The sequence below is a fragment of the Actinoplanes couchii genome, assembly GCF_016862075.1.
Classification (GTDB): domain Bacteria; phylum Actinomycetota; class Actinomycetes; order Mycobacteriales; family Micromonosporaceae; genus Actinoplanes; species Actinoplanes couchii.
This window is the reverse complement of the sequence record NZ_BOMG01000071.1, coordinates 63848-76817: the sequence shown is the minus strand read 5'-3', so window position 1 is coordinate 76817 and position 12970 is coordinate 63848. Positions and strand designations below refer to the sequence as shown.

Annotated in this window: 15 protein-coding genes; 11 read left to right on the top strand and 4 right to left on the bottom strand. The window is 70.7% G+C overall.

What is annotated here, in order from left to right; all coding sequences use genetic code 11:
- Positions 1-45 precede the first annotated feature (45 nt).
- Both Aco03nite_RS28535 and Aco03nite_RS28530 read left to right on the top strand, forming a co-directional pair.
- A complete protein-coding gene (locus Aco03nite_RS28535) occupies positions 46-1035 on the top strand; it encodes a LacI family DNA-binding transcriptional regulator (RefSeq protein ID WP_203799978.1) in 990 nt (329 codons plus the stop codon).
- 122 nt (positions 1036-1157) lie between these two features.
- Positions 1158-1451 (top strand): hypothetical protein, encoded by a 294-nt coding sequence (locus Aco03nite_RS28530; protein ID WP_203799975.1) that lies wholly within the window; start codon positions 1158-1160, stop codon positions 1449-1451.
- Between the two features lie 643 nt (positions 1452-2094).
- Here the strand turns inward: Aco03nite_RS28530 and Aco03nite_RS28525 are convergent.
- Positions 2095-2754 carry a PilZ domain-containing protein gene (locus tag Aco03nite_RS28525; protein WP_203799972.1) on the bottom strand — a complete coding sequence of 220 codons (660 nt, stop codon included), beginning with the start codon at positions 2752-2754 and terminating at the stop codon, positions 2095-2097.
- A gap of 180 nt (positions 2755-2934) precedes the next feature.
- On the opposite strand from Aco03nite_RS28525, the gene Aco03nite_RS28520 reads away from it, so the two are divergent.
- The 3 genes from Aco03nite_RS28520 to Aco03nite_RS28510 are packed head-to-tail and all read left to right on the top strand — an operon-like array spanning position 2935 to position 5373.
- Positions 2935-3441 (top strand): SigE family RNA polymerase sigma factor, encoded by a 507-nt coding sequence (locus Aco03nite_RS28520; protein ID WP_203799969.1) that lies wholly within the window; start codon positions 2935-2937, stop codon positions 3439-3441.
- A gap of 10 nt (positions 3442-3451) precedes the next feature.
- A complete protein-coding gene (locus Aco03nite_RS28515) occupies positions 3452-4318 on the top strand; it encodes a hypothetical protein (RefSeq protein ID WP_203799966.1) in 867 nt (288 codons plus the stop codon).
- A complete protein-coding gene (locus Aco03nite_RS28510) occupies positions 4315-5373 on the top strand; it encodes an amidoligase family protein (protein ID WP_239145501.1) in 1059 nt (352 codons plus the stop codon). Before Aco03nite_RS28515 ends, Aco03nite_RS28510 begins: the two co-directional genes overlap by 4 nt.
- Here Aco03nite_RS28510 and Aco03nite_RS28505 read toward each other — a convergent pair.
- The gene (locus Aco03nite_RS28505) at positions 5305-6090 is read right to left on the bottom strand and encodes a DUF1932 domain-containing protein (protein ID WP_203799963.1); all 786 of its coding nucleotides are present in this window, start codon (positions 6088-6090) and stop codon (positions 5305-5307) included. The two genes, Aco03nite_RS28510 and Aco03nite_RS28505, sit on opposite strands and share 69 nt — an antisense overlap.
- 47 nt (positions 6091-6137) lie before the next feature.
- Between Aco03nite_RS28505 and Aco03nite_RS28500 the strand changes: the two genes are divergently transcribed.
- Genes Aco03nite_RS28500 through Aco03nite_RS28485 form a run of 4 tightly spaced genes read left to right on the top strand, consistent with a single transcriptional unit; the run spans position 6138 to position 9508 of the window.
- A complete protein-coding gene (locus tag Aco03nite_RS28500; RefSeq protein WP_203799960.1) occupies positions 6138-6860 on the top strand; it encodes a PIG-L deacetylase family protein in 723 nt (240 codons plus the stop codon).
- Entirely contained in the window at positions 6857-7537 is a 681-nt protein-coding gene (locus Aco03nite_RS28495) for a 4-carboxy-4-hydroxy-2-oxoadipate aldolase/oxaloacetate decarboxylase (protein ID WP_203799957.1), read from the top strand. Before Aco03nite_RS28500 ends, Aco03nite_RS28495 begins: the two co-directional genes overlap by 4 nt.
- An 11-nt stretch (positions 7538-7548) precedes the next feature.
- Complete coding sequence (locus tag Aco03nite_RS28490) at positions 7549-8568, top strand: 4-oxalomesaconate tautomerase (RefSeq protein ID WP_203800087.1); 1020 nt, start codon at positions 7549-7551, stop codon at positions 8566-8568.
- On the top strand, positions 8561-9508 hold the full coding sequence (locus tag Aco03nite_RS28485; protein WP_203799955.1) for a VOC family protein: 948 nt from the start codon (positions 8561-8563) through the stop codon (positions 9506-9508). Before Aco03nite_RS28490 ends, Aco03nite_RS28485 begins: the two co-directional genes overlap by 8 nt.
- Here Aco03nite_RS28485 and Aco03nite_RS28480 read toward each other — a convergent pair.
- Both Aco03nite_RS28480 and Aco03nite_RS28475 read right to left on the bottom strand, forming a co-directional pair.
- Complete coding sequence (locus Aco03nite_RS28480) at positions 9505-10131, bottom strand: GntR family transcriptional regulator (RefSeq protein WP_239145500.1); 627 nt, start codon at positions 10129-10131, stop codon at positions 9505-9507. The two genes, Aco03nite_RS28485 and Aco03nite_RS28480, sit on opposite strands and share 4 nt — an antisense overlap.
- Before the next feature lie 16 nt (positions 10132-10147).
- On the bottom strand, positions 10148-10918 hold the full coding sequence (locus Aco03nite_RS28475) for an alpha/beta fold hydrolase (RefSeq protein WP_203799953.1): 771 nt from the start codon (positions 10916-10918) through the stop codon (positions 10148-10150).
- A 183-nt stretch (positions 10919-11101) separates the two neighbouring features.
- Here Aco03nite_RS28475 and Aco03nite_RS28470 point away from each other — a divergent pair, with 183 nt between their 5' ends.
- On the top strand, positions 11102-12055 hold the full coding sequence (locus tag Aco03nite_RS28470) for a LysR family transcriptional regulator (RefSeq protein ID WP_203799950.1): 954 nt from the start codon (positions 11102-11104) through the stop codon (positions 12053-12055).
- Positions 12056-12107: 52 nt separating this feature from the next.
- Positions 12108-12620: a nitroreductase family deazaflavin-dependent oxidoreductase gene (locus Aco03nite_RS28465; protein WP_239145499.1), complete on the top strand. Its 513-nt coding sequence runs from the start codon at positions 12108-12110 to the stop codon at positions 12618-12620.
- Positions 12621-12970 lie beyond the last annotated feature (350 nt).

Genomic DNA, 12970 nt, shown 5'->3' with positions numbered 1-12970 from the left:
GTCGGTTCGGACGTCCCCGGCGGCCGACGGAAACAACGCGTATCGATGGCTGACGTGGCGGCCCTCGCCGGGGTCTCCTCACAGACCGTGTCGCGGGTCGCCAACGGACATCCCGGCGTCGTCGAAACCACTCGTGAGCAGGTGCTCGCCGCCATGAGTGAGCTGGGGTACCGGCCGAACAGCGCGGCCCGTTCCCTGCGCTACGGCCGGTTCAACACCATCGGTGTCATCCTGTTCGGTTTGTCCTCCACCGGAAACAGCCGAACCGTCGAGGCGATCGCCACCCAGGCCGCCACCGAGGGCTACGCGATAACCCTCATTCCGGTCGGCGCGCCCACCCAGGACAATGTCATGGGAGCGTTCACAAGAATGGGCGAACTCGCCGTCGACGGCGTCATTTTAATCATCGAAGTGCATCTGTTGGACACCACCGCGGTGGCCCTTCCCCCCGGCATCCATGTGGTGGTCGTCGACTCCGATGCGGGAGAGCGTTATCCCGTGGTCGACACCGACCAGGCCGACGGCGCCCGTCAAGCCGTGGAACACCTGCTCAGCCTGGGTCACCGTACCGTCTGGCACGTCGCCGGCCCGGCCGAGTCGTTCTCCGCCGAACGCCGCGCCGGAGCATGGCGCCGGGCCCTCGAAGACGCCGGCCGGACCGTCCCGCCACTGGAACGCGGCGATTGGTCCGCCGACTCCGGCTACCGGGCCGGCCTGCGCCTGGCCGCCGACCCGAACTGCACCGCGATCTTCACCGCCAACGACCAGATGGCCCTCGGCGTGCTCCGGGCCCTGCACGAACGCGGCCGCCGCATCCCCGCCGACGTCAGCGTCGTCGGTTTCGACGACCTGGCCGACGCCGCGTCCTACCTGCCCCCACTGACCACGGTCCACCAGGATTTCGCCGAGGTCGGCAGGCGCTGCGTCGAGGCCCTGCTACGCCAGATCCACGACGAGCCGGCCGGCCCCGGCACCGACCTGGTCCCCACCCGCCTGGTGATCCGGGAAAGCACAGCCACCCCCGACCGGAACTGAACCGTTCGGCAGAGCTGACGCGCCCGGCGAAGTCGAGGCATGCGGGGAGCCGACAGAACCATGGCGGCCGGACGACGACCGGGAGAGGCTGTCCGGGAGGACATCGACGAGAGGTGATCCCGGTGAAACTCAACGCGACGGAAATCCTGGAACGAGCCCGCGCCGGAACCGATTCCGCCACTGTCGAACGCGTCTTCGGCACCCCGATCGAACGCGACGGCGTCACGGTGGTACCGGTCGCGATCATCGGCGGCGGAGCGGGTAGCGGCGCAGGCGGCCTCGATCCCGCACCCGGCCCCGACGGCCCCTACATCTCCGACAGCTCAGACGGCTCCCAAGGTCTCGCCGGCCCCGACGGCGGAAGCGGTTCCGGCGGCGGTTACGGCTTCTCCGCCCGCCGGCCGGCGTCTACGTGATCCGCGGCGACGAGGTCCATTGGCGGCCCGCCATCGACGTCAACAAGATCGTTCTGGGCGGCCAGCTGGTAGCGGTAGTCGCCTTCCTGGTGGCCCGCTCCCTCCTCCGCAGACGCCGCGCATGACAGGAAGGCCCGGACCGTCACCGCGATCCGAGCCACCGAACAACACCCTTTTCTGTTACGCCACCGGGGCCGACAACCGCAAGAAGCAACTCCCCTGGCGGCCACGCAAGGCAGGCCCGCCGCCCGGGCCACCCCGCGACCGCCGGGCGAATGCGAACCCCACGGCCACACCCGGGCCGCCGACGTGGCCATGACGCAGAACGGACTGCGGCTGACCGGAATCCGGCCGATTGGCGGCGTGGCAAGGAGGGCGCTCGGCAACCTCCGCGCACAGCCCACCCGCAACACCGGAATGCGGCCGGCGCCTGACTCCTTCCTGACCTCGCTTCGCGCCCCGGCCGACTTTCCACCAGCCCCTGACGACGACGTGGTGGCTTCCGGCGCACAACGCGCCGGAAGCCACCACGGGCGGGCCGTATCGGCGCCACCAGGCCGGGGGGACCGTGGTGGCGCCGGGCCGGGTCAGGCTCGACAGTTACGACAGACCGAGTCAGGCTCGACAGTTACGACAGGCCGGGTCAGGCTCGGCGGTTGCGGCGGCGTTCGCCGATCTCCCAGGCCATGATGTACTGGCGGATCATCTGGGCCATGTCCTCGCCGGTGCCGAAGGTCAGGATCAGGTGCTGGCCCGGGTCGCCGTGGGGGGCTTCCCGGACGTTCAGGACCGTGCCGCTCAGATGGGCCTCCGCGGTGCCCAGCCACACCGTGGCGGAGACCCGGTCGCCCTGTTTCAGCGACGTCACCTCGTCGATCCAGCAGCGCAGACCGCCCTCGCTGATGTCCAGCAGGACACCTTCGGCGGGCTGCCCCTCCACCTCGGCCTCGAGACGGACGACGGCTCCGGCGCCGCCCCGGACGTACTCGCGGCGGTTGTCGTGGCGGGACGGGCCGGCCGGAACCACCGTCCAGCGGGACGGGGCGCTGCCGGAGACGGCGACCAGTCGGCAGGGCAGGATCACCCGGGTGCGCGGCGGCGCCCAGAAGATCTCGAACTCGCGGCCGGGTTCGAACACCGACATGTCGGTGGTCTCCAGGGGCGCCGCGACGGTGATGGTGTTCCCGTCGACGGCTTCCACCCGGGACCGGAGGTTGACGCCGTCGCCGAGGACCAGGAAGACCGCTGCACCGATCTCCGGCAACTCGGTCGGTGCCGCTCCCTCCACCCCGGGGGCGGACATCAAACCAGCTGAACCGTTGATCATCATTCACCTCTGTGACACGCCGGGACGGCAGTTCGGGACTGTGCCCCTTATCGGCGTCCGCCCCGGCGACTTGAAAGTTCGGGACGACCCGCGGCGGCCGGAAATTAAATCGGGAATCGAGTGCACAACTCGGGTGCGGGATGCGTCGATGTGGGTGTGACCTTCGAGCAATTCGCGCTGGCGCGCCTGCCGAGTCTCCTTCGTTACGCGGTGGTTCTCACCGGTGACCGGGACCTGGCGCAGGACGTGGTCCAGGAGGTACTGGCTCGTGCCCAGGTCCGCTGGAAGCGGATCAGCGATGCCGACTCCCCGGAGGCGTACGTCCGACGCATGGTTCTCAACGAGTACCTGTCGTGGCGGCGCAGCTGGGCGGTCCGGCACGTGCACGCTGCCGGGGAACGATTGATCGAGCTGGACGATGCCCGCGGCGGTGTCCGCGATCACGCCGACGGTGTGGTCGAGGCCGACGCTCTCTGGCACCGGCTGGCCACACTCGGGCGTAAGCAGCGCGCGGTGCTGGTGATGCGTTACTACGAGCAGATGGACGACGAGCAGATCGCCGACCAGCTCGGGTGCGCCACCGCCACGGTGCGCAGCCACGCCTCGAGGGCATTGAAGACCCTCCGACTCCATCAGGAGTCGGAATTACGAGCCCACGCCTAGGAGACGGGTCGTGACTGAGCACCAGGACCGGCTGCGCGAAGCCTTCACCAAACATGAGAACGACACGCCGGATCCCGCTGCGGTCTTTGCCCGCGTCGAGGAGCTGTCCCGGAAGTACTCGTGGCGCCGCCGGGGCGCCCAGGCCGCGGGCGGGGTGGCGCTGAGCGCCGGCCTGATCGCGGGTATCACCCAGCTGCCGGCCATGCTTCCGGCCGGACCGGCGACCACCGCCACGGCCGATTCCGGCTCGATCCAGGCCGCGGCGCCGGCCGCCACGCCGAGCACCGCGCCCACCATCGACCCGGCGAAGGAGCTGACCGACGCGGAGACCACGGCGGGCTTCGACGCGTACTTCGCGGCCGGGTACGGCTACGACAACGCGGTCGAGCTGGCCAAGCTGTGGAACCTCGGTGCGGACAAGTTCGCCCAGGCCAAGGCGGTCGCCGGCCTGAAGCTGCTGGCCGGGGAGAACCTGCCGGTCAACCCGATCCCGAACGGTGACGGCCCGGTCGGCGGCGAGGAGCCGATCGACCCGGAGCAGGACAAGCAGTTCGCCGAGTACTTCAACTCCGGGTACGACTACGACGACGCCGTCAAGCTCGCCGAGATCTGGAAGCTCGCCGACACCGGTGACGCCAAGCTGAAGGCCGGCAAGAAGCTGCTCGCCGGCGAGGAGCTGCCGATCCCGAAGCCGTCGAAGGAAGAGGTCGCCGAGGGCGAGAAGTCCCGGGCGGTCGGCAAGTTCTTCGACGCCGGGTACGACTACGACGACGCCGTCAAGCTCGCCAAGATCTGGAAGCTGAAGACCGCGTACGACGCCAAGATCGCGGGTGGCGAGAAGCTGCTCGCCGGCAAGAAACTGCCGTTCGAGCCGTGACGACCCTGCGCCGGCGAATCGGCTTCGAGATCGAGCTGATGGCCCCGTCCGGGGTCAGCCGGCGCACCCTCGCCGAGGACCTGGCCGGACGCTGTGGGGGCAGCGTCCGGCCGATCTGGCACCACGACAGCGAACCGTCCCTGGTCCCGGGCCTGGGGCGGTTCCTGCATCTTACCCAGGGTTTCGAGGTGCGCCGTGCGGACGGCGCCCTGTTGTGCACCCTGGTGGACGACGTGACGCTGATGGACGGCCTGGACCGTTCGCGGCCCGCGATCACCGGCTGGTTCCGGGTCCTCACCGACGACGCTCGTCTGCTGCGACTGCTCGCGGCACAGTGCGACCCGGCCGGCCCCCTGGACGAGGTCCTGGAACCGGCCGGCCGCCTCTGGGGCACCGTCCCGTCCCGGCACGGGCCGTTCCTGCGGCTGGACGATTCATCGGGTTCCACGATCGCTCTGGCCGCACCGGCCGGCGGGGAACGCGAGCGCCCCTGCGAGATCGTCACCCCGCCGCTGGCCCACGGTCATCACGAGGCCCTCGCCGAGCTGCTCGGCCCGGCCCGTGAGCTGGGGTTCACCGTGCCCACCGAGGCGGCGGTGCATCTGCACGTGGACGGCAAGCCGTTCCGTGATCCGGCTGCCCTGGCCAACGTGGTGCGGCTGTTCGCGCATTACCGGGAGCCGTTGCGGGCGCTGCTGGCCACCAACCCGGCCTGCCGCCGGCTGGCCCCGCTGCCCGAGCCGCTGGTCTCCGCGGTCGCCGGGAACCCGTCCGAGGCGGAGTTGCGCACGGCCGCGACCGAGGGCGGGCTGACCAAGTTCTTCGACGTCAACCTGATGCAGGTGCTGACCGACACCCCGGTCCGGGACACCGTCGAGGTCCGGATCCTGCCCGGCGCCATCGACCCGGAGGCGATCGTGCAGCGGGCCGCGCTCGTCGAGCTGCTGCTGGACCGGTGCGAGGACCCGGCTCCGCTGCCGCCGCCGTCAGGCGACCCCGTCGAGGCTCTGCTGGAGATCGCCGCCGAGGCCCTGGCGATGAGTCAGCCCGGCTAGCACGTCCCGGGCCGCCGCCGCGACGCGCGGCGGCACACCCAGGTCGCCGAGCAGCTCGGTCGCGGCGGCCATCTCGTCGCGCCGCCGCACGGCGTGCCGGTGCGAGCCGTCGACCAGGCGGTCCAGGGTGGCGGCGTCGGCCCGGATCAGCTCGTCGCGGATGTTGCCGCGCAGCCACTCCTCCAGCCCGGCGGCCCGCGCCGCGTCCAGGGCCTCGACGACGGCCGCGGCCATCCCCTTGTAGAAGACGCTGCGCAGCAGTTTGCGGGTGGCGGCCGCACCGACCGGCCCGTCCAGCACGGTGACCGTGGCGCCGAACCCGCCCAGCACCCCGGCCAGCTCGGCGGCGGCCGGGCCGCTGGCGGTCATCGGGGTGCGCAGCCCGCGGCCGGGGACCGGCGCCATCAGGGCCACGTCGACGACCCGCGGGAACAGGCCGGCGAGCGTCTCCTTCAGCGCCGGTGTCGCGGTGTTGAGGTCGGCCCAGATCGCGCCGGGCGCCAGTGCGGGCAGCGAGTCGCGCAGGGCGGCGACCGCGTCGGCGGCGCTGTTGACGCTCAGAATCAGCGACGCTCCTGCGACCGCCTCGGCGTCACTATGGAAATCGCCGCGAGGAACCACCGGGTCGAAGGCCTGGACGGTGGCGCCGGCGGCGGCCAGGTCGGTGGCCAGCAGACCACCGGCTTCCCCGAGCCCGAGGACGGCGACGATTGTCATGGAGCAAGTCTTCCCCTTTGGCGACAGGATTGTCAACAATGTGCGGCATGACTGCGACACTGGTGCTTACCGCGCATCCCGGGGATTTCGTGTGGCGGGCCGGCGGCGCGATCGCCCTGGCCACCGCCCGCGGGCAGCGGGTGGTGATCGGCTGCATGAGTTTCGGCGAGCGTGGTGAGTCGGCCTCGCTGTGGCGTCAGGGCTACACGCTGCAGCAGGTCAAGGACCATCGGCGGGGTGAGGCCGAGGAGGCCGCGAAGACCCTCGGGGCCCAGATCCGGTTCTTCGACGCGAACGACTACCCGCTCGTCGAGACGCCGGAGTTGCTGCGGGGGCTGATCGATCTGTACCGGGAGGTGCAACCGGCCACCGTGCTGACCCACGCGCCCACCGACCCGTACAACAATGATCATGGTTTTGCCCATGCCCTGGCTCTGAAGGCCCGGGTGCTGGCGCAGGCCCCGGGAGTGGAGGGGCCGGGCGGCGTGATCGGGGCGCCGCCGGTGTTCTGCTTCGAGCCGCACCAGCCCGAACAGTGCGGTTTCCTGCCGAACGTGCTGCTCGACGTCACCGAGGTGTGGGAGACCAAGTGTGCGGCCATGCGGATCCTGGCCGCCCAGAAGCACCTGCACACCTACTACACCGAGCTGGGCAGCCGGCGCGGTCTGCAGGCGGCCCGCAACTCCGGCCCCAACCTGGGGCTGCCGAACGACACCCGGGCCGAGGCGTACATGCGGATCTACCCGCAGGTCACCCGGGAGCTGTCGTGACCGCGCGGCACGTGGTGGTGCGGTCGATCGAGCGGGTGCCCGCCGGGATCCTGACGAGCCTGGCGGCGGCCGGGGCGTCGACCGTGCACGAGGCCGACGGCCGGCGGGGCGCCCTCTCCCCCGCGATCACCCCGATCCAGGCCGGGGCGCGGATCGCCGGCAGCGCGGTGACCGTCTCCTGCCATCCCGGCGACAACCTGATGATCCACGCGGCGGTGGAGCAGGTCCGGCCCGGTGACGTCGTCGTGGTCACGACCACGTCGCCGTCGACCGACGGGATGCTCGGCGAGCTGCTGGCCACCTCGCTGCGGGCGCACGGGGCGATCGGGGTGGTCCTGGACGCCGGGGTGCGTGATGTCGCCGAGCTGCGCGAGATGGGGTTCCCGGTGTGGGCCCGGGCGGTCAGCACAGCGGGAACGGTCAAGGCCAGTCCGGGATCGGTCAACGTGCCGATCGTCGCCGGCGGCCAGTCGATCCATCCCGGAGACGCGATCGTCGCCGACGACGACGGGGTGGTGGTCGTGCCGCACGCACGCGCGGCGGAGGTCCGGATCACCGCTCAGAAAAGGATAGATACCGAAATTTCGAAACGGAGCCGCCTCGCCGCAGGTGAACTCGGGCTCGACATGTACGAACTCCGCCCCCTCCTCGAACAACTGGGGGTGATCTACGAATGAGCGTCCCCGTGATGATCATTCGAGGCGGGACGTCCAAGGGCGCGTACTTCCTCCGCGAGGATCTCCCCGCAACGGACGAGGAGCGCGACACCCTCCTGCTGCAGATCATGGGCTCCCCCGACCCCCGGCAGATCGACGGCATCGGCGGCGCCCACCCGCTGACCAGCAAGGTCGCCGTGGTCAACCGCTCCGACGACCCGGACGCCGACGTCGACTACCTGTTCCTGCAGGTGGCGGTCGACCACCCGAGGGTCGACACCGGACAACCCTGCGGCAACATCCTGGCCGGGGTGGGCCCGTTCGCCATCGAGCGAGGCCTGGTCACGGCCGGCGACGACACCACGCCGGTACGGGTCCGCATGCTCAACACCGGCGCCCTGGCCGTGGTGACCGTCCGCACCCCGGGCGGCCGCGTCGAGTACTCCGGCGACACCGAACTCAGCGGCGTCCCCGGAACCGCGGCGCGGATCGAGGTCGAGTTCCGGGACACCGCCGGGTCGGTGGCCGCGGCGCTGCTGCCGACCGGGCGCCCCGTCGACGACCTGGACGGCACCCCGGCCACCCTGATCGACAACGGCATGCCGGTGGTGCTGCTGACCGCGGCCTCGGTGGGTGTCACCGGGCGCGAGACCCCGGCCGAACTGGAGGCGGACAACCGTCTGCGCGCCCGGGTCGAGGCGTTGCGGATCACCGCCGGCGCGTTGATGGGCCTGGGTGACGTGACCGCGACGACCGTACCGAAAATGTGCTTGATCTCCCCGCCGGAGAACGGTGGCACGCTCGCCTCGCGGATGTTCATCCCGCATCGCGTGCACTCCTCGATCGGCGTGCTGGCGGCGGTGACCGTGGCGACCGCGGCGGCGATGCCGGGCACTGTCGGGTCCACCGGTGGTTCCGGCACGATCCGTATCGAACATCCGGCCGGTTTCTCCGACGTGATCGTCGACCCGGAGTCCGGGCGGTCGGCAGTCGTCAGCACCGCGCGCCTGCTCCTGGACGGGCGCGTCCATCCGAGGGGGAACCATGGTTGAGAAGATCCGCGACATCGCCCACGTCTCCGCCGTCGAGCTGCTCACCCCGGTCCTGGACGACACGGTCCGGTTCTTCACCGACCAGATGGCCCTGGAGGTGGTCGATCGCCGCGGCGACAGTGTCTGGCTGCACGCCTGGGACGACTACGAGAGCTTCACGATCAAGATCACTGGTGGCGGTACGTCCGGAATCGGGCGGACGTGGCTCCGGGCCCGCAGTCCGGAGGCCCTCGACCGGCGGGTGCGCGACATCCAGGCGGCGGGACTGGGCGAGGAGTGGGTGACCAGCGACTTCGGGTACGGACCGGTCTTCCACTTCCGTGACCCCGACGGTCACGCGTTCGGCATCCACTACGAGACTCGTCGATACGTTCCCTCCGATGCCACCCGGCCGTCGTTGAAGAATCAGGCGGCGCGCTTCCCCGGGCGGGGCACCAACGTGCGGCGGCTGGATCACGTGAACTTCCTGGCGCGGGACCTCCCGGACGACTTCCTCGCCGACACTCTCACCGGGCGGGCCAGCGAGCAGATCGTGCTGAACGACGGGACGAAAGCCGCGATCTGGTACACGTTCACCGACAAGTCGTACGACATGGTCTACACCCGGGACCGCACCGGCTCGACCGGCCGGCTGCACCACATCGCCTTCGCCACCGACACCCGCGAGGACATCCTCCGGGCCGCCGACGTCTTCCTGGAAGCCGGCGTGCACATCGAGACCGGACCCCACAAACACGCCATTCAACAGACTTTCTTCCTGTACGTGTGGGAGCCGGGCGGAAACCGGATCGAACTGTGCAACGCGGGCGCCCGGCTGCTGCTCGCCCCGGACCACGAGGTGATCACCTGGACCGAGGCGGAACGGGCCAAGGGCCAGGCGTGGGGCCTGCAGACGATCGCGTCGTTCCACACCCACGGCACGCCGCCTGTTTCACCCTAATCGTCCAGGCTCTTCAGAACCGAGATCACGCTGGCGATGTGGGCGCGCATCGCGGCCTCCGCCTCGGCCGGGTCGTGCGCCCGGATCGCCGCGACGATCCGCTCGTGCTCCGGCAGCGACGTCTGCGGGCGGCCCGGCAGCAGCGACAGCATGAACTGGTGCCGGGCCAGCTGGGCCCGCAGCGTCCCGATCAGCCGGTCGGCGGTGGTGTGCCCGGCGATGTCCCGGATCATGGCGTGCAGGCGCTGGTTGAGGTCGCTGTAGCGGCGGAACTCGCCGTCGGCCACCGCCTGCCGCATCTGCCCGGCGATCCCGTCCAGCTCGGCGGTCTGCCCGGCGGTCGCACGCTCCGCGGCCTGCGCCGCCACCAAGCCTTCGAGCACCATCCGGACCTGGGTGATCTCGATCGTCTCGGCGAGCGAGATCTTGCGGACCTGGGCGCCCCGGTTGCGCTGGATCTCCACCAGCCCCTCACCGGACAGGTCCTGCAGGGCCACCCGGACGGTGAACCGGCTGGCCCCGAACCGCTCGGTCAACTGGGCCTCGACCAGGCGCTCGCCGGGCATGAACTCCCCGGCGAGGATCGCGTCCTTGATCGCCCCGGTGACACTCTTCGCAGACACCGGCCCAGGGTATCGGTCAGCGCCCCGAGTTCAGGAAACCGACGAGCTCGGTGGTGAACGCCGGAACCCGGACCGCGCCCAGGTGGTCGCCGTCGACGACGGCCAGGCGGGCGCCCGGGATCGCCTTCGCCAGGATCTCCGGACGGCCGGCCAGCGGATCTTCCCGGCCAGCCAGCACCAGCGTCGGCACGGTGAGGGAATCCAGCGGGATCGGTTCGGCGTGCAGGGCCGCCGCCTGCGCGGCCAGGGCGACCCGGTCCCCGCCGACCGCGTCCACGAACGAGCGGAACCCGGCGGCCGCCGGCGAGGTGATCGCCGCCGGATCGTCGGTCTCGAAGGCGGCCCGGAAGTCGGCGGCCGGGATGACCCGGGTGTCCACCCCGCCCAGCTCCACCACCGCGGCGCCGACCCCGCCGATCGCCAGCCGGCGCACCCGCCGGTCCCGGGTGGCCAGGAGCAGCGACACGATCGCGCCCATCGAATAACCGGCCACGTCGGCGGCGGTGGCCCCGAGCAGGTCGAGGAGCCGGCTGACGTCCCGGGCCATCCGGCTCTCGCCGTAGAACGACGGGTCGTGCGGTTTCCCGGACCGGCCGTGGCCGCGGGCGTCGATCGCGACCACCCGGCGGCCGCTGGCCCGCAGCGCGTCCACCACACCCGGCAGGACCCAGTTGGTGAGACCGCTGGCGATGAACCCGTGATGCAGCAGCACCGGAGGCTGCCCGGTGTCGCCGTCCCACTGCTCCCAGTAGATCTCCACACCGTCGTCTGCCTGGAAAGTCGGCATCGTCGGTCCTTCCTGCTCGTGCGGCTCCGGCGGTGGTCAGGGTATGCGCGGATCGCCGTACGGGTATCGGTGAGATCGCCGGTGTGATCACCATGTGCGACGCGCCGGGCCCGGCGAATGTTGATCGCGATACATTTTCCGGGTGAGACCATCTCGACCTCTCGGTAGGGGGATGAACACGCTGTGACCCCGACTCAGTTGCGCGCTTACGCGGCCGTCGTCCGATGCGGATCGGTCAAACATGCGGCCGTTGAGCTCGAGGTCTCCGAGTCGGCGGTGTCACTGCACATCGGACAGCTGCGCAAGGAGCTGGGCGACCAGCTGTTCTCCCGGACGGCGAGCGGGCTGTCGTTCACCCCCGGCGGGCTGCGGCTGGCGAGCCGGGCCACCGAGCTGCTGGGTCTGCAGGACATCACCGTGCTGGAGGTCAGCGCCGCCGGTCAGGGCCGCAGGCTGCTGCGGGTCGGCGCGTCGTCGCTGTTCGCCGAGCACGCCGCGCCCGGTCTGATCGAGCTGTTCGCCAACCGGGCCGCCGACCTGGACCTCGAGTTGAGCGTGCGCAACCCCGGCTCGTTCGCGGCGGCCCTGATCGAACGGCGCGTCGACATCGCGATCGGCCCGGCGCCCGCGGTGCCGAACCCGGCGGTCCGGTGCCGCCCGGTGATGTACTACAAGATCGTCACGGTGACCGGTCCGGATCATCCGATGGCAGGCTGCCAGCCGTCCCCGCGCCAGCTGCGGGGCCAGACGTGGCTGCTGGGCCCGTCCGCGGCCGCCGACCGGGGCGCCATCCCGACCCTGCTGCGCCGGCTGGGGGTGCCCGACGACCGGCAGGAGATCTTCCAGAGCCACGCGGCCGCCGTCGAGGAGGCGAAACGGGGCCGGGGTGTGGCCGCCGCCCTGGCGTTCACGGTGGCCCCGGAGATCCGCAAGGGACAGTTGGTCCCGTTCCACGGCCCGCACACCGGCCTGGAGGAGGTGTGGCACTCGATGACCCTGGTCGATTCGAACCTGACCGCCCCGGCCGAACTGGCCCGCTTCGCCTCCACCCCGAGAGCCATCCAGGCGATGATGCGCGGCAACGGGGTGAGCGTGGCCCGCTTCAAGCCGTCCATCCACGTGACACTCTGGAGCTGACCCGGACTTTCGGCCCTGTCCCCGGTCACCGCTCCGGCCGCACCATCGACCCATGGCCTTCACCGACAAGAAACTGCGCGAGATGTACGCCGGTGGCCGCGGCAACACCACCGCCCGCCGTTTCGCCCACCTGTGGGCCCGGATCCACGCCCTCGGCCTGGCGCCGCGGCGCTGGGTCACCTTGGAGGTGCCGGGCCGCAGGTCGGGCCGGATCACCCGTTTCCCCCTGGGCATGGCCGACTGGCAGGGCCACTGGTACCTGGTCCCGATGCTCGGCGCCGACTGCAACTGGGTCCGCAACGTCCGCGCCGCCTCCGGCCGGGCGGTGCTCCGGCACGGCCGGTCCCGCCCGTGCCACCTGGTGGAACTCCCGGTCCCCGAACGCGCCCCGATCCTGCGCCGCTTCCTGCAACAGGTGCCCGGCGCCCGCCCACACATCCCCCTGAACCCGAACGCTTCCCTCCCGGACTTCGCCGCAGTAGCCGACCAATACCCGATCTTCCGAGTCGACTACATCACCGACCGGATCCCTGCCCGTCAGGAAAACCCTTTACCCCGACACTGATTCTTTCACCTGTAAATGATTGATTGCGATCTTGGCCTGATTCAGATGCGAATGTAGGCACCGAATCGCACACCAGGTCCCTTGACGCCTCGCAGAAGTGTGCACCAATTGACACCGGCACGGGTCCGGCAGTCCCTCCCATCGCCGGGAGCGGCGGCGCCCAGGGCTGCGTCCCCGAACGCCGCCTCGTTCTCGCCACCCTGTCCATCCTGGCGGCAACGGTTGTCTGGCATCGCACAGGCGACCAGGAGTTGTCGTGGATCACTTCCATCGTTTGCCTTCGGAGCCTTGAGCCACTGGGTACCCAACGAGGCCGTCCGGCAGAAACGGGCACAGTGAGACATGAAATC

What these genes read in the sequence shown, in the direction of transcription:
- Aco03nite_RS28535 (WP_203799978.1), top strand. Translation starts at nt 46, where the DNA reads ATGGCTGACGTGGCGGCCCTCGCCGGGGTCTCCTCACAGACCGTGTCG.
- Aco03nite_RS28525 (WP_203799972.1), bottom strand. Translation starts at nt 2,754, where the DNA reads ATGTCCGCCCCCGGGGTGGAGGGAGCGGCACCGACCGAGTTGCCGGAG.
- Aco03nite_RS28505 (WP_203799963.1), bottom strand. Translation starts at nt 6,090, where the DNA reads ATGACAATCGTCGCCGTCCTCGGGCTCGGGGAAGCCGGTGGTCTGCTG.
- Aco03nite_RS28500 (WP_203799960.1), top strand. Translation starts at nt 6,138, where the DNA reads ATGACTGCGACACTGGTGCTTACCGCGCATCCCGGGGATTTCGTGTGG.
- Aco03nite_RS28490 (WP_203800087.1), top strand. Translation starts at nt 7,549, where the DNA reads ATGATCATTCGAGGCGGGACGTCCAAGGGCGCGTACTTCCTCCGCGAG.
- Aco03nite_RS28485 (WP_203799955.1), top strand. Translation starts at nt 8,561, where the DNA reads ATGGTTGAGAAGATCCGCGACATCGCCCACGTCTCCGCCGTCGAGCTG.
- Aco03nite_RS28475 (WP_203799953.1), bottom strand. Translation starts at nt 10,918, where the DNA reads ATGCCGACTTTCCAGGCAGACGACGGTGTGGAGATCTACTGGGAGCAG.
- Aco03nite_RS28465 (WP_239145499.1), top strand. Translation starts at nt 12,108, where the DNA reads ATGGCCTTCACCGACAAGAAACTGCGCGAGATGTACGCCGGTGGCCGC.